The 22,254-nt window shown below is 33.4% G+C and carries 16 protein-coding genes and 4 pseudogenes; 16 read left to right on the forward strand and 4 right to left on the reverse strand.

Translation table 11 applies throughout. From position 1 onward, the window contains the following. The first annotated feature begins 836 nt into the window (after positions 1 to 836). The 6 genes and pseudogenes from wgkA (BAU27_RS33595) to BAU27_RS23325 form a co-directional block, all read left to right on the forward strand. Positions 837 to 896 (forward strand): tryglysin family RiPP peptide, encoded by a 60-nt coding sequence (gene wgkA, locus BAU27_RS33595; protein WP_423176837.1) that lies wholly within the window; start codon positions 837 to 839, stop codon positions 894 to 896. Between the two features lie 244 nt (positions 897 to 1,140). Further along, positions 1,141 to 1,200 (forward strand): tryglysin family RiPP peptide, encoded by a 60-nt coding sequence (gene wgkA, locus BAU27_RS33600; protein ID WP_423176837.1) that lies wholly within the window; start codon positions 1,141 to 1,143, stop codon positions 1,198 to 1,200. A gap of 74 nt (positions 1,201 to 1,274) precedes the next feature. Beyond that, positions 1,275 to 2,390 carry a radical SAM/SPASM peptide maturase WgkB gene (wgkB, locus tag BAU27_RS23310; protein WP_071772094.1) on the forward strand — a complete coding sequence of 372 codons (1,116 nt, stop codon included), beginning with the start codon at positions 1,275 to 1,277 and terminating at the stop codon, positions 2,388 to 2,390. Next, positions 2,383 to 2,697: a PqqD family peptide maturation chaperone WgkC gene (wgkC, locus tag BAU27_RS23315; protein WP_071772095.1), complete on the forward strand. Its 315-nt coding sequence runs from the start codon at positions 2,383 to 2,385 to the stop codon at positions 2,695 to 2,697. Before wgkB ends, wgkC begins: the two co-directional genes overlap by 8 nt. Continuing rightward, entirely contained in the window at positions 2,694 to 4,043 is a 1,350-nt protein-coding gene (gene wgkD, locus BAU27_RS23320; protein ID WP_071772096.1) for a tryglysin-associated MATE efflux transporter WgkD, read from the forward strand. Before wgkC ends, wgkD begins: the two co-directional genes overlap by 4 nt. 48 nt (positions 4,044 to 4,091) lie before the next feature. Next, positions 4,092 to 4,355, forward strand: a pseudogene (locus tag BAU27_RS23325) (N-acetylmuramoyl-L-alanine amidase); the annotation flags it as partial. A 797-nt stretch (positions 4,356 to 5,152) separates the two neighbouring features. Here the strand turns inward: BAU27_RS23325 and BAU27_RS33605 are convergent. Next, positions 5,153 to 5,296: pseudogene (locus BAU27_RS33605) on the reverse strand (sunset domain-containing protein); the annotation flags it as partial. A 247-nt stretch (positions 5,297 to 5,543) separates the two neighbouring features. Between BAU27_RS33605 and BAU27_RS23335 the strand changes: the two are divergent. Further along, positions 5,544 to 6,308, forward strand: coding sequence for a DeoR/GlpR family DNA-binding transcription regulator (locus BAU27_RS23335; RefSeq protein WP_071772097.1), 765 nt, complete (start codon positions 5,544 to 5,546; stop codon positions 6,306 to 6,308). A gap of 19 nt (positions 6,309 to 6,327) precedes the next feature. Then, positions 6,328 to 6,948, forward strand: a complete 621-nt coding sequence (locus tag BAU27_RS23340) for an HAD family hydrolase (protein WP_071772098.1) — start codon at positions 6,328 to 6,330, stop codon at positions 6,946 to 6,948. Positions 6,949 to 7,307: 359 nt separating this feature from the next. Here the strand turns inward: BAU27_RS23340 and BAU27_RS33610 are convergent. Further along, a pseudogene (locus BAU27_RS33610) lies at positions 7,308 to 7,442 on the reverse strand (sunset domain-containing protein); the annotation flags it as partial. A 335-nt stretch (positions 7,443 to 7,777) separates the two neighbouring features. Between BAU27_RS33610 and BAU27_RS23350 the strand changes: the two are divergent. Further along, positions 7,778 to 9,730, forward strand: a complete 1,953-nt coding sequence (locus BAU27_RS23350) for a bifunctional metallophosphatase/5'-nucleotidase (RefSeq protein WP_071772100.1) — start codon at positions 7,778 to 7,780, stop codon at positions 9,728 to 9,730. Between the two features lie 478 nt (positions 9,731 to 10,208). Beyond that, a complete protein-coding gene (locus BAU27_RS23360) occupies positions 10,209 to 10,598 on the forward strand; it encodes a (deoxy)nucleoside triphosphate pyrophosphohydrolase (RefSeq protein ID WP_071772102.1) in 390 nt (129 codons plus the stop codon). 366 nt (positions 10,599 to 10,964) lie between these two features. Here BAU27_RS23360 and BAU27_RS23365 read toward each other — a convergent pair whose 3' ends face one another. Then, positions 10,965 to 12,251, reverse strand: a complete 1,287-nt coding sequence (locus tag BAU27_RS23365) for an FG-GAP repeat domain-containing protein (RefSeq protein ID WP_071772103.1) — start codon at positions 12,249 to 12,251, stop codon at positions 10,965 to 10,967. A 291-nt stretch (positions 12,252 to 12,542) separates the two neighbouring features. Here BAU27_RS23365 and satA point away from each other — a divergent pair. From satA to BAU27_RS23385, 4 genes and pseudogenes are all read left to right on the forward strand, one after another. Beyond that, positions 12,543 to 13,097: pseudogene (gene satA, locus BAU27_RS23370) on the forward strand (streptothricin N-acetyltransferase SatA). Between the two features lie 189 nt (positions 13,098 to 13,286). After that, positions 13,287 to 15,320 (forward strand): AAA family ATPase, encoded by a 2,034-nt coding sequence (locus tag BAU27_RS23375; protein WP_071772104.1) that lies wholly within the window; start codon positions 13,287 to 13,289, stop codon positions 15,318 to 15,320. A gap of 15 nt (positions 15,321 to 15,335) precedes the next feature. Further along, the gene (locus tag BAU27_RS23380; RefSeq protein ID WP_071772105.1) at positions 15,336 to 16,817 is read left to right on the forward strand and encodes an LlaJI family restriction endonuclease; all 1,482 of its coding nucleotides are present in this window, start codon (positions 15,336 to 15,338) and stop codon (positions 16,815 to 16,817) included. Between the two features lie 438 nt (positions 16,818 to 17,255). Continuing rightward, a complete protein-coding gene (locus tag BAU27_RS23385) occupies positions 17,256 to 18,257 on the forward strand; it encodes a LacI family DNA-binding transcriptional regulator (protein ID WP_071772106.1) in 1,002 nt (333 codons plus the stop codon). 89 nt (positions 18,258 to 18,346) lie between these two features. Here BAU27_RS23385 and BAU27_RS23390 read toward each other — a convergent pair whose 3' ends face one another. Then, positions 18,347 to 19,627 (reverse strand): MFS transporter, encoded by a 1,281-nt coding sequence (locus BAU27_RS23390; RefSeq protein WP_071772107.1) that lies wholly within the window; start codon positions 19,625 to 19,627, stop codon positions 18,347 to 18,349. 495 nt (positions 19,628 to 20,122) lie between these two features. Here BAU27_RS23390 and iolG point away from each other — a divergent pair, with 495 nt between their 5' ends. Together iolG and iolC are read left to right on the forward strand one after the other, a co-directional pair. Further along, positions 20,123 to 21,148 carry an inositol 2-dehydrogenase gene (gene iolG, locus BAU27_RS23395; protein ID WP_071772108.1) on the forward strand — a complete coding sequence of 342 codons (1,026 nt, stop codon included), beginning with the start codon at positions 20,123 to 20,125 and terminating at the stop codon, positions 21,146 to 21,148. Between the two features lie 104 nt (positions 21,149 to 21,252). Continuing rightward, complete coding sequence (gene iolC, locus BAU27_RS23400) at positions 21,253 to 22,251, forward strand: 5-dehydro-2-deoxygluconokinase (RefSeq protein WP_071772109.1); 999 nt, start codon at positions 21,253 to 21,255, stop codon at positions 22,249 to 22,251. The last annotated feature ends 3 nt before the right edge of the window (positions 22,252 to 22,254 follow it).

Raw genomic sequence — 22,254 nt, forward strand, 5'->3', positions numbered from 1 at the left:
TTCAATTTGTTCGGTAGATGTCACTTCAAGTAGTTTTATAACATTAATCAAATCGAACACTCTTTTTTCCTTGAGTACATTTGCTACCAATCTTCCATCTTGTATTAATTTAATCTGTACATAAAATTCCATAGTTTTGATTCCCATGTATGTATCTGAGTATACATAGAATAAATCTGTTAATATATCGATTGCTGATGATACGTTTTGTATGTACTTATAGCATCTCTTTATTAACATTTATTGGAAAGATAATATTTTCATTATACATAATATTGTAATCTACTGACAAGAGATAATAACGCGGGTATTACTATTATCAGGAAAGAAAAGTATTAAATAAGGGCGGTGTTCAAAATAAAGATAAAAACATTTGAAATGCGTGAAAAACGATTTGTAGAACTATTAGGCCACAAGTAATGTGAGAGTTTGTAAGTGCTGTAACAGAAGAGAGTGAGAAGGAGGGATTAGAATCTACACCAGGCTTATTAGAAAATTTATTTATACATGTAAAAGAAACCCTTCAAATTTAAGAGATGAAAAAGAGTATAACAAAAGCCTCTATAAAAACTGAGGCTCGATTTGTTTAATGATGGGGCATTCTCTTTTTTTTCGTCAATAATTAAAATGTTTTATTTCCTTTAGCAAGGTTTATAAAATTTTATTTTAAAACAAGATATGATTATATATCGAAACCATACACGAAATATTCAAAATTATTGAGAATTATATTATAGAAGCCATGTTATAGTGATATTGTGAATAGGAAAATATTCACAATTGATAATTTCTAATCTAATAAATTTATAATATTATTTCTAAAGGAGGTGTTTGATATGAAAAAGGAATTTGAAAAACCTGTAACTATTCGTCAGAGCGTTTGGGGAAAACACTAATTTAGAATTACAAAAGAAATTATGTTACCTATATTCATTTAAAGAAGGGTAAATATAATTAATAAAACTTTAGTTTAAAATAATGAATGAATTTGTGTTGGAACTACCTGTGGAATATTCAAAATTATCAATAATCAAATTATAGAAGCCATGTTATAGTGGTATTGCGAATAGGTAAATATTAACAATTGATAATTTCTAATCTAATAAATTTATAATATTATTTCTAAAGGAGATGTTTGATATGAAAAAGGAATTTGAAAAACCTGTAACTATTCGTCAAAGCGTTTGGGGAAAACATTAATTTACATTTACAGGAGTAGAATTTAATCTACTCCTGTTTACATCAAATTTTAGTATATGAAAGGAAGTGTTTTTGTGAGAAATTACTATTCGGCTCCTTCTTTAGTAGATATAAGTATTACTAATAGATGTAATTTAAAATGTGATTATTGCTATGCATCATCTAGTCCATTTGAAACAAAAAATGAGGAGATGGATCTAAATCATTTAAATAATTTATTTCAAGACTTAGATGATATGAACGTTCATAGGATTTCCTTAACTGGTGGCGAGCCTTTTATTAGAGATGATTTTTTTGAGATATTAAGTGCAACTCAAAAATATAAATTTGCTAAAATAATTAATTCTAATGGAATTTTAATAAGTGATAAAGTTGCAAGTAAATTATCAAAATTTGATTTTGATAGAATATGTATTACTTTAGATGGAAGTTGTCCAGAAGTGCACGATATAATCCGTGGTCATGGTAGTTTTAAAAAGACAATTAAAGGTATTAAAAATTTACAAAAATATAATATACCAGTATCTACTCTTTTTACGTTAAATAAAACCAACGTTAATGACCTTATTAATACAATTAAACTGAATGAATTATTAGGAATAACTTATATGACAGTCATGGTAGTTTGTCCAACAGGTAGAGCTTCTGATGGAAGTATATTAGCGGATAAGAATAATTGGTATCCTATGTTTTTAAATCTATCTGAAATGAAAAGTAGAGGGGATATTAAATTAAATTTCAAAATAATTCCACCTAATGAAAGTCCTGTGTTTTGGTTATATTATTTTCCTTTAGAACATTATAATCGTTTAGATTTGTTATCTGTTTGGGATCAAGATCTGAACTTAACGGATATACATACAAAGGAAAGGGAAATATCATGTCAAGCAGGTGTGAAAGCTTGTTCTATTGCATATAATGGTGATGTATTTGGTTGTGATTTAATGATGGGAATTGATCAATTTAGAGCTGGTAACATAAAAAGTACATCAATTAAGGAAATCTGGAATGAATCTTCTGTTTTCAATAAATTAAGAAATATATCCTTTGATAATATAAATGGTAAATGTGGTACCTGTAGTCATAAGTGGTGTGGAGGTGGATGTAGATCTTCTGCCTTTAATTTAACAAACTCAATATATGGTTCGGATAATAGTTGCTTTTTTGAGGAGAGTGTAGCAAATGGATGAAATTAAATGTTTTATTATTCAGGGTAAGAAAAATATAATATTCAGACAAGAGGGCGATAAATATGTTTTTTTTGATCCAATTGCCCTAGAATACTACGTAACAAACTATATAGGTGCAGAAATTTTATACTATATTTCTAAAGGAAAAGATTTTAAATTCATTTCTGATAAAATATCAGAGGAATATGGAATAACTGAAGATATGAGTAAAGAGACAATAAAAGAATTTTTATTAGACTTCCCTTTATTGAGTATTATATCTTCTAATTTAATTGAATCTGATATTTATAAAGAGCTATCAGCATGAGGTTTAATTATCTTAACAGCATTAAAGAAATTAATCATATAGCTGTACCACTAGTTGTGAATTCAATAGCTGGGTTATTAATTAAATTAGTAGATCAAGCAATGATTGGGAGAATCTCTGTTGAAGCTTATGGAGCTATTGGTGTAGTGAGTTCACTTTTATTCACATTTGCAGGCATATTAGGAGTAATGTCAGTTTCCTTTAATATTTATGGATCAAGAAGCATGGGACAAGAAGATATAAAATCATTTAATAATTATTTTATATCTTCTATTTTTCTTAATATAATTATAGGTATTTCTTTGGCGTTGTTATTACTCATATTTCAAAGGCCCTTATTATCTATAGTTTTTGGTTTTGAAGGAAATATTTTAGAGGACTCTATTCAATATTTAACTATTATGAGTGTATATATATTAATTCAATTATTATTATTTACATTTTCGACTTTCTTTAAAATAATAAAAGAAACTAAATGGATTTTTATTGGTTCAACGGTGGCCTCAATCTTGAATGTAATATTAAATTATCTTCTGATTTTTGGTAACTTTGGTTTTCCGAAATTAGGAATAAGTGGTTCGGCCATAGCAACTATAATTGCTTTAAGTATAAATTTATTTTTTTATATGTATTTGTGTAGAAAACAATTAAAAATTACTTTTCTAAACTTTAAAATATATATTAATAATTTAAAGTTCTTATGTAAAAAGAGCACTTCTCTAGTTGGTCAAGAGATTTTAGAAGGCGGTATTTTCATTATAGGTGTAAATGCTATGATTGCTCGAACAGGAGATATACAATTATCAGGATATTTATTAGTTTCTCAAATTTTAAGTATTATATTAATTCCAATGTATATGTATTCTTCTGCCATTTTAACTTTAGTTAGTGAAAGGTACGGATCTAAACAATTAATGGATTTAAAGGAACTTCCTAGGGTAACCTTAGGACTTATTATGGTATTTTACATGTTTTTAAGTATTATTTTTGTATTTTTAAAATATGAGGTTGTAGCCTTTATTACAAATGATACAAATTTAATTAATTATGCTGCAAGTATACTTACCTTTATTATAATAGCTAATATCTTTAATCCGTTACATAATGTTTATAAATATGCTTTACAAGCTATAGGGCAAAGTAATTATGTTTTAATAAAAACAGCTATAATAAATTTAATTACTTTTGTAATGATGGTTATTACCATTTATGTGTTTAACTTGAATATATTTGGTGTTTTTATTAGCTTATTTTTTAATTATGTAATGTTGTCAATTATATTTTCTAGAAAATATAAAGGGATTCTTCATGGTATTGAGAGTAATAAGGAAAAAATTCTTGCTTAAATTTAACAATGTCTTTTTCGTGTAGTAATTCTTAAAGAAACATCCTTATATGATTCTTCATACATTCGTTACTATGGTGAGGAAGCTTCTACTATATCTGGTAAAAGAGCTATTTCTAAAGTGGACAATTTACGTTCCTATGAATCTCCATCTTGGCAGGATAAAGATGTTGCCGGAGTAGTAGATGCAGGATTAGGATTCACGATTGATGCGAAAGTAACTGTCAATGGATCGTCACAATATAAAGTACACAATAGCAAAGGAAAAACATACTATGTAACAGCAAATGAATCTTTTGTGTATGTGAAGTAAAATAAGAGCTGTCCTTAATTGGACGGCTCTTGTTTTATTATGTTAAAAAAGTTCGCCTGGAAACCTCGTAAACTGCCCGTTCAAAACCGTTTTACCTTGCTGAATCACGCCTGAATGCCCCATGTGTTTATGGTAACAGGGTGACCAGGGGCGGTGGGATAAAAAGGGTCACTTGGTCTGCTAGGATCTACCGGATATGAAACTCAAACTACGTATATCGGTTCTACCGGTATAAGCGGGTCAGCTGGGATAAACACCCTTACGCTATACAACTGCCGAGGTGGAATCGTAAATGTAGCCGGTCCAACAAACTGATTGATTCCTTCCGGCTCGCAATAAATACATCCACTTTCGTTGCCGTTACATACTTCAATATCTGAACCGCCTTCGTAAATTAACTCGCCACAAAGGTATCCATACGATGGGTATATGTCACCATCGCAAGTGTCTTGGTAATTCTGAACCGCTATAGTTACGGTTTGCGGTTCGTCTGTTTGATTAAGTGCAGAAACTTGGATGAAGTCCGTGTTCGCATTACGGAATAAAGGCCTGATGTATACGTTTGGTAGCGAGGCTCACAATGACATTCACAGTCGCATTTTTTACACTTTTCCAGCAGCACTTATGTGAACGATCGTAATAATAGTTTGACATATTAAGCATGAACCGCCTTTTTAGTGCATGCTATGCGAAGAGTGGGAGTCAGGATTGGACAGCAACATGGAGTTTGTGTAGATAGTGAGGAGGGAAGCAGTGGATAGAAAAAACCATCTCAAATCGAGACGGCTTTTTTAGTGCTATCTTTTTGATGCTCTATATCCTGCAGCTTGTGCTTCAGCTGCTGAACAGAACATTTCCTCAGCATTCGTTTTATCATAAAACTGTTGACCAGGCATATGATAAATCTTTTCGCCTTTACTATTTTTATTACCTTTAATATTGTAAAAAGAAGCATAAGATGGCCGTTTTGGCCAACTTATGCTTCTTTTAGTTTACGGCCAACTTATGATTCCAGGATAAACTTTTAAATCATTCATAAAATCGCTTGAAATTATAAAGGCTTTAATATAAAGTTTTACCATTTTTACTTGAAACTACTTAATTTCAGAGATATTTTTATATTATATGACTTAAAATCACTTGAATATTAACTTATTTTTACTTAAAATACCTTTAAGGAGGTTATTTATGAATCAAGAAGAACGATTGATACGAGTCCTTAATTATTTAGAAACACATAAAACCATGAATATAAAACAAATGTGTGAAATGTTTCATATCTCACGAGATACTGCAAGAAGAGATATAGTAAAACTGTCAAGAAATAAAGCAATAGTTAGAACCTATGGTGGAGTAGCTTTAGCTACTTTTCATAAGAAAATTGATACTTATCAAGAGCGGTCACAGACTGAATTAGCAACGAAAAAATTGATTGGAATGAAAGCTGCAAATATAATTGCAAACAATGACATGATTTATTTAGACGTTTCAACAACAGTCAACTTTGTAGCGCAACATTTGCAATCAAAGAACGTAACTATTGTGACGAATTCGATTGATACTGCTTATATGTTAGCTCAATCTGAAGATACGACTATTCACCTTTTGGGAGGAACTTTAAATAAGGTTTCTCGACATACTACGGGGACTTCTACCACTGAAAAACTCAAAGATTATCACTTTGACAAGGTGTTCATTGGAACCGCAGGTATTACAGAAGACGGGATATACTATGGTTTTGAAGAAGATATTTATTTCAAGCGTGAATTAATAACACATGCTGATCAAGTTATTTTAGTGGCAGATCACACTAAATGGAATCAGCGACGAAATTATAAGGGTTTAACGCTTGAATCTATAGACACACTCATTACAAATCAAGTTATGTCTAATGATTTATATAACACTTTGAAAGAAAACGGTGTTGAAGTAGTAATTGCAAGTGAAGATTAAAAAATAGGGAGGATTTATTTTGATAACATCTCTTGTTTTTGACGTAGACGGCACAATTTTAGACACAGAAAAAGCAATACTAAAATCCTTACAAAAAGTTTTAAAAGAAGAACTAAAGGAAGATTATGCGTTACAAGATTTAAGATTTGCATTAGGGATTCCTGGAAAAGAAACCTTAAAAAAATTAAATGTACAAAATATAGACGTTGTTCATCCGAAATGGGCCAAATCTGTACTAGATTTTTCTCATGAAGTCTCCGTGTTTGAAGAATTAGAAAGCATTATTAAAGAGTTATCCCTTAGTAAATTAAAGCTTGGTATTGTTACATCAAAAACTAAGCAAGAATTAATAGATGAGTTCGAGCCATTTGGTCTAAGCGGTCATTTTGAACATACAATTTGTGCGTGTGATACGGATAAACACAAACCACACCCTGAACCATTATTAGCTTGTTTGAAACAATTAGATGTTCCTAATAATGAGGCAGTATACATTGGAGACTCTATATACGATATGCAATGTGCGAAAAGTACTGGTGTTAAATTCGCACTCGCTTTATGGGGCTCAAAGACAAAAGAAGGTTTTGAAAAAGCTGATTATGTATTAAATACCCCAAAAGATATTTTGGATTTAATTTAATCAAGCTCATTTCTAATAAAGACATTAAATTACTCATTAAAAAGTCGATTTCTTAACGTACAGGAAATCGACTTTTTATTTATAGAATTAGGATTAGCGTAAGAGATTCGGTTATTGTTGGTGCTATTTTTAGTGAAGGTTTTATTGATAATCTAGGTTTTTTTAGCATAAAAATACCTTACCTTTTGTTAACTTTATGCTTCTTATTAAAATTTTCGGCCAATTTATGGGTTAATAATTAACTTACGGCCAATTTATACTTCCAATTCCGTTGAATAATTAGATTATTATCTGCGAAAACAAGTGTTTTCTGGCCAACTTATGCTTCCAACTGTGGCCAATTTATAGGTAAAGTGACAAATATTACAAGAACCATTCTGTTCTGATGCTTGATTTGTTTTTTGCTGAGGAGTTGCTTCTTTTTGTTTATTTTGAATTTCTTGTTCTTGTTGTTTCTTTAACTCTTGTTGTTTTTGCTGTTCTTCTTGTTGCTTCACTTTCATTTGTTAGTTTAATAATGATATGTGGTAATTGCATTTATAACACCTAAATTAAATACCTTTATTATCTGTTTTCATGTGATCAAAAAAGAATAGATTGATTTATTGGACCAGTCTGTTCAAAATTAGAAAGAATTTATCCATCAATTGTTTGGACGAGTGGCGTAAGTACAACTCTGTTAGGGGTATATACTTTACTCTCTTTTATTTTTGCAACAGAACCACCACCAAAATTATCTTTTACAGTTGAAGTTTTCCAAATAATAAGTTACATTTTTAAAGTTCAAGCAACTTTATGACGGTACAAAAAGGGGAGAAATATTGTTATTATGCAAAAAATGAAATGGAAGAACTATGTATGTTATTTTATTATTCTTATGCTTCTAGTAACGGCAGTAACAGTCAAACCAGCTATCTCTAAGGCTGAGGAATCTGATGTTAATATTACATTGTTAGGTACTGCAGATATTCATGGTAGATTTATGCCTTGGGATTATGCACTTGATGGGGCAAATACGAGTGGAAGTTTAACGCAACTTTATACGGTTATAAAGAAGGTACGTCAAGAAAATCCAAATACCATGTTATTAGATGCAGGGGATACAATTCAAGGTAACTCGGTAGAATTATTCAATGATAAGCCACAATCTCCAATGATGGTAGCGATGAACGCAATGGGATATGATGCGTGGGCATTTGGAAATCATGAATTCAACTTTGGATTAGATACATTGAAAAAAGTTAGTGAGCAATATAAAGGAAAGACGTTAGCAGGAAACATTTATAAGGAGAATGGAGAGCGTTTTCTTCCTGCATATACGATTGTTGAAAAAAGTGGAATTAAAGTTGGGATTATTGGCATGAATACACCAATGATCAGTGACTTTGAAAAAGGGACAAATCATTTGGATGGTTTAGTGGTGAAAAATCCAGTAGAAGAGACAAAAAAGGCAATTAAAGAATTAGAAGGTAAAGTAGATGTAATGGTAGGGGTTATGCATATGGGACTAGAAAATGAGAATGGAATCCCTGGTACTGGGGTTCAAGATATTGCGAATGCTTGTCCGGAACTAAGCGCTATTTTTGCAGCTCATATGCATAAACTTGTAAAAAAAGAAGTTGTAAATGGTGTTATTATTACAGAACCAGATAAATATGGAACGCATATCTCACGTATTGACCTTACTTTTACAAAGCAAGATGGAAAGCCGGTTTTAAAAAGTAAAACAGCTACCGCTATACCTGTAAAAAATGCTGATGGAACAACGGTATTATCTGATCCTAAACTTGAAGAAACATTAACTCCTTTTCACGAGTATGCGAGAGGAGATGCAAATGTTGTAGTCGCTCAATTAAAGGGTAGAAATCTAGTTCCTGAAAATGAAATCAAAGGTATTCCAAGTGTGCAAATTCAAGAGACACCTTTATCAGATTTCTTTCATGAAGTCATGCTCTATTACAGCAAAGCAGATGTAGTAGCCCATCAAATTGATAACGATTATGCCCGTTTGGATGTAGGTCCTATAAAGAAGAAAGATATTGCGTATAATTACCAATATGCGTTGGGAGAAATTACAGTATATAAGATAACTGGGAAAGATTTAAAAGACTACATGGAATGGGCGGCAGGGTATTTTAACTCATCTCGTGCCGGAGATGTAACAGTTAGCTTTGATAAAACCCGCCGTGCGTCTAAATATAGTACGAACGATTTCTTTGGGGGCGTAAAATACGAAATTGATTTAACAAAACCATATGGAAGTAGAATTACAAATTTACGATCTATTCGTACAAATAAACCAATCAAAATGAACGATGTTATGACGCTGGGAATGAATGCATATAGAATGGAGGCTCTTCAGGCAAAAGGTGGAGCTTTAGAGGGGCGTAAGTTTGAACAAATTTGGTCATCTAAACAAGAGAATGCATTTGGAGAAACAGGTGGAACCATCCGTAACCTTGCTATTACATATTTAAAAGAGGTAAAGAATGGTGTATACACGCCAAAAGTTATGCATAATTGGAAAATTACTGGTGTAGATACACATTCTTCAGAGCATAAGGCTGTAGTAGATCTTGTAAATAAAGGGATTTTAGAAATTCCAAAAACAGAAGATGGAAAATATACAAATATAGCATCTATAAATACTAAAGATTCAATTACAAAAGAAGAGATTGTAGCACTCTCTCAAAAAGCTAATATTAATCCGAATCAGTTTAATCATGTAAAGACAAAAGGTGAATTTTACAAAAAACTTAATAAGATTATTAAAAAAATATAAGAAAAGTGGTTCTGGTGCAAAAAATCTATCAAACTTGGACATACGGATACTACTACTACACAAAAGTATTTAATCGGTATGGAAACAAAACATTTGTTTAAGTGGAAGCATTATGAGCCTGACATTATTTTGTTAACAGTGAGATGTTACAGCAAAAGTCATATGAAACGTATGGAAATATAGAGAATCATCGATAAAAAAATCCCCGTATCTGTTTAATGATCCGGGGATTTTTTTATTTGAATTATCATTGGTTAATTTCATACTGTGTATTTTTATAATCTATCATATAAAATACAGGTTTTTAATCACATTTTATAACACTGTTGGAATATGTGCGAATTGTCATCGGAAGCTGCATGTTTTAAATCTACATGAAGATGTTGCAAAATTAGAGAAAAAGCTGGCGCGATATAAGCAAGAAGACGAGATATAGAGAGTATATGTACTAAATAAGATGTGAAAGAAGTGACGATTCATGAAGAGAAAAGTATCGGTTGTTGGAGCTGTTATTTTTAATGAGAAAAATGAAGTACTATGTGCATTACGTTCTCTTGCAATGTCATTACCGAACTATTGGGAATTTCCAGGCGGGAAAATTAATGAAGGGGAAATGCCGCAAGAAGCATTGGTTCGTGAGATTAAAGAAGAACTAGGATGTTTGATCAACGTAGGTGACAAAATAGAAGAAGTGGATTATGAGTATGAGAATATTATAGTTCATCTAGTTACTTATAAGGCAAATATAAAGTCCGGTATACCTAAAGCACTTGAGCATGCAGAACTCAAGTGGGTTCAATCTGAAAAATTATTAGAGTTAAAATGGGCACCAGCGGATATTCCGACTGTAAAGTTATTGAGTTTATAGTGTTAATGTCTGTTTGAAAATTTGATTCTTAAAAGAGGGGATTTTAGACAAATATATGCTATCCTTCATCCATTATACTAATTGGTGTTGGCGTAGCAAATCATTACCTCAACGTTGTGTATTTCTATTTGTTTACAATGGTAGGTGAGAACTACCTTGAAAGGTTTGGTTGGTTATTATCAGCATTATTGTGTTTAGGAACATATTCAACTTGTAATGCAGGGGCAATATTGTGAAGGGTAAGCCATTGATAAAACTAATAAGACAAACAATTTAAGGCAAACACGGATCAGTAGTGTTTGTTTCCTTAATAATATAGGGAAAAGGACCCTTGATTAGTTACCAGGGTTCTTTTCCCTTTGGTATTTAGAAATTTGCCTGTACATTTATGAGGTTACAATTCAATTCGAAAGTGTTTGTGATTGTAACTGTATAAGTAACTGTAAATGGAAGTGTGATGGTCAGATTTCCTGTTGAAGGGTTAAATGTAACGGACTGATTGCAAGACTCACAAGTTATTGTAGTGGAAAATTTCTGTGTGGAAATATTGAATTGAAGAACGTAACAAACTTGTTGAGAATGTTGTTGACCACAACTTGAGAAACAGTTGTTTAGTAATACTGATACATTATTAGATTCATAATTCGGAACAGCTATATCGATGGCACCATCATTGTTAAAATCAGCTGTTATAATTACTTCAGGGCTTTGTCCTACTTCAAAATTAACTGCAGCCTGGAACGTGCCGTCTCCGTTCCCTAATAAGATTGAAACATTGTTTGTGCCAAGGTTTCCAACTGCAAGATCGAGAAGACCATCGTTGTTGAAGTCAGCTACCGTAACAAATAATGGGAAACTTCCTACTGTCCCCACTGGGTAATTTACTGCTGGTTGAAATGTGCCATCTCCGTTCCCTAATAAGACCGAAATATTCTGGCTATTTTCGTTTGCGACCACAAGATCAAGTTTTCCATCTCCGTTAAAATCAGCCGAAGCGATTCCTACTGGAGATTGTCCTACTGGGAAACTTGATGGAGGCTGGAATGTGCCATCTCCGTTTCCTAGCAAGACAGATACATTATTCGCACCTACCCCAACATCAGTAACGGCGAGATCAAGCTTTCCATCTCTATTAAAATCACCTGTCGTGATTCCTATAGGAGCATCTCCAGCCGGATAAAAAGTTGAGGGTTGGAATGTGCCATCTCCATTCCCTAAAAAGATGGAAACATTACCGGAAATATCATTTGTAACAGCTAAATCTAAAATTCCATCTCCGTTAAAATCAGAAGCAACAAATTGTCCAGGACGTGTTCCTGTGGCGTAATTTGTTGGAGATTGGAATGTGCCATCTCCGTTTCCTAACAAAATTGAGATAACGTTACCAGGTTCGTCGTTTGTTACAGCTAGGTCTAACTTTCCGTCCCCGTTAAAATCAGCAGCAAGGATTCCTATTAATGGAGAATCCCCGATATTAATATTCATTGCGGGCAGAAATGTACCATTTCCAACTCCTAGAAGGATTGATACAAAACTGTTATTTGCAACAGCTAAATCAAGATTACCATCCCCATTAAAATCACCACTCGTGATTCCAACAGGATGAGTCCCTACCATATAATTTATCGCTCTATTAAACGATGGACAAATCAAGATAAATCCCCCTTTTAACAATTTTGAAGAGAAATTTGTTGTAAAAAACGTACTACAGCTTGTACAAATTACTCTCATATATATATATTCATAACTCAATTAAAATAAACGGCGAATTAATTAGGTAAATTGATTCTGGTGAAACAATTTATGACTCTTGCAATTACTCTCATAAACTTTTACATATTGATAGTATAATCCTAATCAGTTAGTAAATTAGAATCAAATAAAGAACATAGAAAGAACTAGGGGAAATAATATTAATTGGAGGTCCCCTTAAAGGAGAATACGATGAACCTTTTAATTAGAGAGCTAGAAGTAAATGATTTAAACAATTTACCGGAGATTGATGATAGTTTTATAGTGAATTCTCGGTTAATTCTTTCTCTTTCAAAAGTAAATAAGCGAATAGAATATACAGTAGAAGACGTTCCAAGTTATGAGAAAAGTTATTTATAAGATCAATATGATGATGAACTAGCGTACACTGAATATATAAATAAGCCTGATCAAGTAATTTACATAGCCATTTTACATAACCAAATAATAGGAGTAATGGTATTGAAAAAGAATTGGAATCATTATGCTTACATAGAAGATATAAAGGTGGATAAAAATTATCGTTCACTTGGGGTTGGTAGAAGATTAATTGAGCAAGCAACGCAGTGGGCAAAAGAAAGCAATATGCCAGGTATAATGCTCGAAACACAAAATAATAATGTGGCAGCATGTAAGTTTTATGAAAAATGTGGATTTGTAATTGGTGGGTTTGATTTTTTAGCCTATAAAGGTATACATGAGGAAAGTGATGAAGTTGCAATGTATTGGTATTTGCATTTCAAATGAAAGCACACCAAAACCCGGATACTTAAATCCCTGACTTATCAACAAATTGGGAATAGCGTACCACCTTTAATGGAAAAGATTATTGGAAATGAAATAATTAAACATTTGTGATTGTAAAGACTGGAAATGTATTGTGCCAGCCTTTTTCTAACTGTGTTAGAATTGCATTGATAAGGAGTGAGTAACTTTATGAAAAAATTATCATTCAATGAGGGTTTAAAAAAAATTCAAAAATCACTTAGAGATACTGCGGGAGTTCAACTCGAGAGTAAGTATGATGCAATTTTAATAAAAACCTTGGCTTCTAGAGATTTATTGTCTAAGGCTACTGCAAGTAGTTCTCAGTCGTATATTACAATTGAAGGAAAAAAAAGCCAAGACTTTTTCCCTTATGTTAACATTCTGCACTACACTGATTCCGAACTAAATCCTGGTTTTAAAAGTTCGGAATTCGAGTCATTTTTTACACTACAAGTTCCTGTATTTATAAATGAGTTAAACGTTAGTCATGTGAATGAATCTAGTGGAATACACTTTGATGAAAAAGGGACTGTGTTGACAAAAGTATCTGTAAAGATTAGTAGACCAGCAAATCCTCAAATTGAATTCGCAAATACAACAACTTCAACAGATAATTTCAAATTGTTTCGCAAGTTGTTTGCTGAGGGAGATGTATTAGTATTATTAAAATGTCAAGGGGAATTAATTTACGAAGCGTACATCATTAAAAAGGATGTAGCAAAAGAATTTGATATTACTGACGTTGTCATGTTTAAACCAGAAGAACTTACTAGTACTAGCGTCGAATTGGAAGAGGTTCAAAAAATTGATACGAAGGACCTTCAGCAACAATTTGCGAATTGGTGGTTCGCGAAATCTTCGCATTCTGGGACAGATCCAACAAAGAGCAGGAAAAATTTTCTGAAAAATTTAAATAAACTTATTAATGAAATTAACAAGGTGCAACCACCAATAGTTGATGTACCAATTGTCTTATGGAATGATCCAAAACAAACTGTAACAGAAGTAAACATTGAAAGTCTAAAAGAGTTAGCTAAGTTAGTTCCTAATTTGCCACAATCGTATGTTATTAATAAATCTGGGGGAGTAGGATGGGAAGCAGCGTGGAATTCCTATGTAACCTGGGCTAACGAAACAGACTTTAATTTAATAATTGAAGACGAAAAATATGTAGATACTTTTAACGATAAACTGAAAGAAAAGTTTCGTCAGTATATCTACTTCGGTGCACCAGGAACAGGAAAAAGCTATCAACTAGCAATTGATAGTCAATTGTTCGAAGGTAAGGTTGAACGAGTAACTTTCCACCCGAACATGTCATATGGGCAATTTGTGGGTGTATTCAAACCGTTTCCCACAAAGATTCCTGTTCGAGATATAAATGGCAAACCTGTTTTGGAAGAAAAGATTACTTATAAGTTCATCCCAGGAGCATTAATAAAACAATTAGTGCAAGCGCTACTCCACCCAAATTCAGCCTATCTTCTCATAGTTGAAGAGTTAAATCGCGCGAATGTTGCAGCTGTGTTTGGAGAGATGTTCCAACTGCTTGATCGCAAGAGTGATTTCTCAAGCGAATATCCCATTGCGATTAGTGAAGACTTGCAGCTATATTTCGAGTCGGTCTATGCAGAAGAAAAGAATAAACCTTATGCTGAAAACATGAAACGTACGTTGAAAGATGGATTAGTATTCCCAAGTAATTTCTTTATTTGGACAACAATGAATAGTGCTGACCAGGGGGTTATGCCAATGGATACAGCATTTAAACGTCGTTGGGAACAGAAATATTTTGGTATTGATGATGCTTGGAATACAAATGAAGGTAAGGAAAGATTTGCTGGATACAGTAAAATCAACCTTCCAAAAGGAGAAACGATTTCTTGGAATGTTATGCGTCGACTCATCAATGATATTCTTTCAGATTACAATAATATTCCAGAGGATAAAATGTTGGGTCCATACTTTATTTCAGAAAATATTCTAAGAAGTGATAACGAGGCAGTGACTAAATCTTTTGAGTCCAAAGTGTTAATGTACTTGTTTGATGACGTAGCAAAAATACGCCCTGATAGGATATTCCATGGAGTTGAAAAAATGCGTTATTCAGAAGTAGTGAAAAAATTTAGGGATGATGGTCTTGCACTATTTAAAATAAGTAATGAAGAAGTTGCCGAAAAAGAAAAAGAAGAAGAACAATAGGCGGGCGGTGGCGATATGAAAATCATTGAAATGCAAGAGGAAAGACATTTCAATTTTCGCGGCTTCCAATCAAAAGCAAGACAATATGTTTCATATTCTGATGAAGAACTAAGAGATATTTTGAAACGGTTGGAATTAAGTCATTGTTTAAAGCATTTCATCCCAAGACAAGATGTTCTAGATGAGGTTGATTTAGATGATCTTGGTGAAGATAAAAATGAGCACTACAAATTCACGTATGTGGGCATTGTCTTAGTACGGGATGTCTGTTTTTTTGTGTATCCGAAATATTGGAGAGATGACTTTGAAAATGACCCAAAGAAGGTAGAGAAATTTAGTCAGATTCTAAAAGTAATCGATAAGTATCAAGCAAATCACTCTTCCAATCTGTCAGTGAATGACGAATTTGGAAAGAGTAAGCTTTCTATGATGATTCAATTACTACAAGATTATTTGAAGAATGGATTGTATTCAAATGATGAAATAGTAATCGAGCAAAACGGAGAAGGACAAATTTTATGGGAGAAGACTATAAATGAGTCATCTGCATATATCTCTGATGGAACGCCTGTGTATTTGGACTTGTTTACTCAAACTTCTGTTCTTAATGAATTAGATATCATTCGTCGGGTTCATGCTGCTATTATTTCGGAGATTAATCGTGAAGTTGAAGGGATTTTGCCTTACATTGGATTGGACTTTAATTTCCAAATATCAGATGAAGAAACGACAGATTTTGGAGATGTTGAGTATTTGCTCTATTTAATTGAGCGAGAGTTTTCAAAACAATTCGTAACTAGTAAACAGATAATGTTAAACAATATGAAAAAATATCTTGAAGAAGAAGCATACCAACCTGAGGATGAGATTCAACTATACGGTACCACTGCATTTAATTTAGTTTGGGAAGATGTTTGTGTATCGGTATATCGGAATAGCTTACAAATGGACATGAACTCGCTTGCATTGCACAAGTTTGCAACTTATGATGATTCCGATGTCCCAGAAGCTAAACGAGAAATGTACTGGAAAAAACTCAAATTAGGTGATTTTGTCGAGAAACCAGTTTGGGTTCATGCAACGGATAATAAACGAGTAAAAGCAAGTAAAACCTTAATGCTAGATGTGCTAGATGTTGACCTAACAACAAAGACATTTCGTATATTCGATGCGAAATATTATGTTATCCGAATGGAGCCGGATGCATATGGCAAGTTGAAAATTAAAGGGCAACCGGGTGTTGGTGATGTCACCAAACAATATCTATATCAGCTAGCTTATATGGAGCTCGCAGAAGAAAATGGATATGGGTTTACAAATGGATTCATCATTCCAAAAGACGATCTTGTTGAAGAAGATGATGTTGGACAAGGACTTGGAAGTGGAAAACTATTTGGTACTGTAGAAATGCGAATTTTTAATCAACTTAACCTAAAAAATATTGTCGTAATTGAACGAGATTGTTATACTGTTTTCCAGCAATATTTAGAAATATAATGCTGAGGATAATCATGTGCTTTTAGATACCTAATTCGGAGTTAGCAAAGTAAAAACTATTTGGAGGTTATATATATGATTTCTTTAAATGATACCAAAGTTTATCTCTAAATTTTATAATTAAAAATAGTTTGGCTAAAAATATTTTATTGAATTTATCAACTGAGTAAAAATAAGTAGAGTTCCGGTATCATTTCAAGAGAAAAGCTTTGAATCCCCATTTAGATAGAGGGCTCTAAGGTTTTGTTAATTATTCCCATTTAATCGGATATCTATCAGTTAATTTTCCACTTAGAACAAGTTGTTATGTAAATGAGAGGAGATACACATAAGGGGACAATTCTTTGGGAATTTCAAAAGATTTCCTCTTGCGTACCAAGAAGCAAAATATATTTATGATAAAATATAGAAAAAGATGATTAAGAAGGGATAATTAAAGTGAAACCAACAATTTATGATGTTGCGGAAAAAGCAGGTGTATCAATAGCAACTGTATCCAAGGTAATTAATCAAACTGGGCGTATTAGTGAAAAAACAATAAACAAAGTAAATCAGGTAATGGATGAATTAGATTACCAGCCAAGTAGTGTAGCAGCAGCGTTAACAGGCAAAAAAACATATACAATTGGGGTACTTGTCCCAGATATCTCAAACCCATTTTTTGCAGAAGTAGCAAGAGCTTTTGAGAATAGTGCACGAGAATCTGGATATACACTTATTTTATGTAGTACAGACCATCAAACAAAACGTGAGCACGAGTACATTGATCTATTATTTAAAAAGCAAGTAGATGGCATTATTATTGCAACGGAACTAAATGATTATAAACTTGTTAAAAAAATCGTGAATCGAGATTTACCGCTTGTTTTATTCACCGTAGATCATCCTTCCATTACAACTCATGTGGTGACAACTGATGATATGAGGGGAGGCTATCTAGCTGGGAATTATCTGACGCAGAAAGGCCATACATCGTTAACGATTATGATGGAGAAGGATAGAAAAAGTAGCTTAGGAAGACTAAATGGTTTCAAACAAGCTCTTACGGATTCAGAGATTTCATTAGATGATGATGCTATCATTAGCTGCTATTCGACAGTAGAAGATAGCAAACGTGCAAGTAAAGAATTACTTAATTTACCTAACAGGCCTACAGCGGTTTTTGCTTGTACAGATTTAATTGCTATATGCCTTATGAATGAAGCAAGAAAACAAGGACTTTCGATTCCGGAAGATTTATCAATTATTGGATTTGATAATACCATCTATGCTGAGATTGCAGATCCTGGGTTAACAACGATTGAACAGCCAATTACACAAATGGCAGCCTGTACGTTTGAACAACTCTTAAAAACGATGGAAATGAAGGCGCATGCTAAGCAAAAAATTACAATTATTCCTCAGTTAGTAGAGCGATCCTCAGTAAAGGATATTACATGATAGGTTTCTTTAGTGGTCTATTTGAATGTAAAAAAAGAAGGTTATCATAACTATGAGAAGTTATGATGACCTTCTTTTTTATTAAGAATTTATACTGAGAATTGCTCTCCACTTTTCGTATCTAAATCCTGTTTCATCTCATTCTCCTTTGGAATAGTAAGGAAATGAGTTAAGAATGCACCAAAGAAGTACAATCCAGCAAAGATCCACATTACGCCGCCTACACCTAATGGACCGATGAAAGCAGTTACTACTAATGGACCAACGAATGCTGATAACCCTGAACCTAAATTTAAGACAGACATTGCAGCGCCTTTATTTTCAGGAGTTAAAGATGGTACTAAAGCTGTAAGAGGTACATAACCGGCAAGTGTTGCTCCGTAGCAACATGCAACAAATAATATAGCCCAATAATTATGCCCTACCATTTGTGGTACATAATAGAGGGCAAGAGTTACAATTCCACAACCGACTCCTCCGAACCATTTAATCGTATTTACCCAACCAAACTTGTCTCCAACAATACCAAAAATAATATTAAATACCATATTTACAAAGAATAGAGTACCCCAAATTTGTAGCCATTCAGTCATCGTAAAATTATATTTCATCATATAAGTAGGCAGGAAAACAACAAATCCAAACTGAGCGGCCGAGTTAATAATTTTAACAATACCACCTATACCAACTTTAGGATTTTCAAATGCGATGGTAATGCCTTTTAGTAATTCACTTGATTTGTTAGCGCTTACGGGTTGTGCCTTAAATTTGTCCTTATTTACAACAATTGAGAATAATCCCCCGACGACAACAAAAATTAAAGCACTCCATAAAGTAGCGATTTCCCCGATTTTAGGAACCATATAGCTAGAATAAAAGGCCCCTATAACACTTAAGCCAAGCTGGAATACGAACCAGAACCATCCGACTGCTCTTGAAAGCATTTGCTGAGGAGTACTGTAAGATACCCAAACTAGGAAAGAATAAGCAAATAAGGGATAACCAAATCCTCGTAGAGCGTAGCAAAGTAATATAACGGGATAATTCATATGTTGAATTCCTATACCGATGAACCCAATGGAGCCTAAAATGAATGATACTAAACCAAACGTCATTACTTTTCTTGGTCCCCACATTTGTACAAATACCCCCGAAAACCAGGAAGAAGCAGATACAGTAATTCCGTAAATAGTAAACAGAAAAGCAGCGTGTTCTAGCGTTAAGCCATTCTCAACGAGATAAGGGGATAACCATCCTTGTTCTAAACCATCCCCAATCATAAAAACAATAATCCCTATGTATCCCCAAGTTAAATTAGAAGGGATACCAATCTTGTCCATAAATGTTTTGTTTGAACCAATTGCGTTCATTCTCCCACCACCGATAAATTATTTTTGGTTAAGCGCTTAATTCTTTTTGATAAAAAAAGTATACGCTTACATTATGGGGTCGTCAATGAAATTTTTTGACAATTTACAACTTTCTTTCATAGCTTGCAATCTATTTACTTATCGGACACTAAAATAATTGTGAGTATGAAAAGAAAGAAATAACTTATAGATGGGAGTTTACTATTTAAAAGGCTTAATTTCCTTTGTTATATCAGTATTTTAAAAGAGTATTTTTGTAGCTGTTTAGATTATTTGTTTCTTATTATTACTTTGTAGATGCATGGATTACGATTACTCACGAAATTTGAAATTCGGATGAAAAGAAAAGTATTCAAAAAAATAAAAATGTTTTCAATTTAGAATCAAGTGTGTATAATGAAGAAAAATAGGGAAAGCGCTTAACTTAATTTGATGTGCTAAACCTTATAGACTTCCATTTTGTTTCTTAAATTTAAATAAAGAGGGAGAAATCATATGAATGTTTTAACGATTGGGATTATTGGTGCTGGACGAATTGGGAAACTGCATGTTGATAATTTGCAGCTTATGCCACAAGTAAAAATTAAAGCGGTTTCAGATGTAGTGATAAGTCATCTAGAAAAGTGGGCTGCAGACAAAGTAATTTCCACTTTGACAACTAACTATCAGGATTTATTAGCAGACCCAGAAATTGATGCTGTCTTTATATGTTCACCAACAAATACACATGCGCAAATTATTAAAGAAGCGGCTCTTGCGAAAAAACATATTTTCTGCGAAAAGCCTGTTAGTTTCTCGGTAGAAGAAACATTAGATGCATTAGAAGTAGTAAAAGAACAAGGAGTATCTCTTCAAGTAGGTTTTAACCGCCGTTTCGATCCTAACTTCAGAAAAGTCTATGATCTTATTCAACAAGGAGAAGTGGGACACCCACATATTTTAAAAATTACGTCTAGAGATCCACAACCGCCAAGTATAGAATATGTTCGTTCTTCAGGTGGATTGTTTATGGATATGATGATTCATGATTTTGATATGGCTAGGTATGTGATGAATAGTGAAGTTGTTGAAGTATTTGCATATGGTACAACATTAATTGATCCATCCATTCAGGAAGTAAATGATGTTGATACAGCAATTGTCACATTGAAATTTGCGAATGGAGCTTTAGGGGTAATTGATAATAGCCGCCAAGCTGTTTATGGATATGACCAGCGTCTTGAGGTGTTTGGTGAAAAAGGAGCGGTCGCTGCTGATAATTGCTGTCCGACAACAGTACAAGTGTCAAAAACAGAAGGTGTTGTAAAAGATAAACCGCTTTATTTCTTCTTAGAGCGCTATACGCAGGCTTACATTGAAGAAGTAACACAATTTACAAAGTCAATTATAGAAGGGCAAGCTGTTATTTGCAGTGGTAATGATGGGTTACAAGCAGAGCGAATTGCGAAGGCCGCGAAAGAATCTTTACTAACAGGAAAACCTGTTCAAATTGAACATAAACAGCCTGCTTTAAATCAATAAAGAGAGCGCTTACTTATGGGTAGTTAAAGAGCCGTGAATAGTATGGTCATAAAATTTTTTAACCATATCATTTACCTTTACATAAAGCACGGGAGGTAGTAACAATGAATCCACTTATATTTAAAGAAGATTGTCCATTAGACCTAATTGCAGTTGGACGTTTATGCGTTGATTTAAATGCCAATGAAACACAACGCCCTATGGAGGAAACAAGAACGTTTACTAAGTATGTGGGGGGATCTCCTGCCAATATTGCGATTGGTGCGGCACGTCTTGGCTTACAAACAGGATTTATCGGTAAAGTGTCCGATGATCAAATGGGCCGCTTTATTACAGGGTACCTAAAGGACAACGATATTAATACAGATCAGATATGTATTGATCGTACGGGTGCAGTAACAGGTCTAGCTTTTACAGAAATTAAAAGCCCTGAAGATTGCAGTATTTTAATGTATCGTGACAATGTCGCAGATTTAAATCTTGATCCAATAGAAGTATCTGAGGACTATATTAAACAATCAAAAGCACTCTTAATTTCAGGAACAGCTTTAGCGAAAAGCCCTTCTCGCGAGGCGGTATTTTTAGCGTTAGAATATGCGCGTAAGCATGATGTAGTCGTATTTTTTGATGTTGATTACCGCCCTTATACATGGCAGTCAGAAGCTGAAACGGCTGTGTATTACAATCTAGCGGCTGAAAAGTCTGATGTCATTATTGGAACGCGTGAAGAATTCGATATGATGGAAAAACTATTAAACTACGAACAATCTAATGATCAGGTTACGGCTGAAAGATGGTTTTCTCATCATGCGAAAATCGTCGTAATTAAGCATGGCGGGGATGGTTCAATCGCTTATACGAGAGACGGTCAATCTCACCGAGGCGGTATCTTTAAAACAAAGGTACTAAAGACGTTTGGTGCTGGTGATTCGTATGCTTCTGCGTTTATTTACGGCTTAATGCAAGGGCTTGAGATTCCTCAAGCGATGCGATTAGGAGGCGCTTCAGCTTCCATTGTTATTTCCAAACATAGCTGTTCTGATGCAATGCCAACAAGGGCGGAAATTTCTGCATTCATGGAAACGGCAGAGGAAATTGTATAGAAA

It is taken from the genome of Bacillus sp. NH11B, from assembly GCF_001884205.1.
In the GTDB taxonomy this organism is placed as follows: Bacteria; Bacillota; Bacilli; order Bacillales; family Bacillaceae_G; genus Bacillus_A; species Bacillus_A proteolyticus.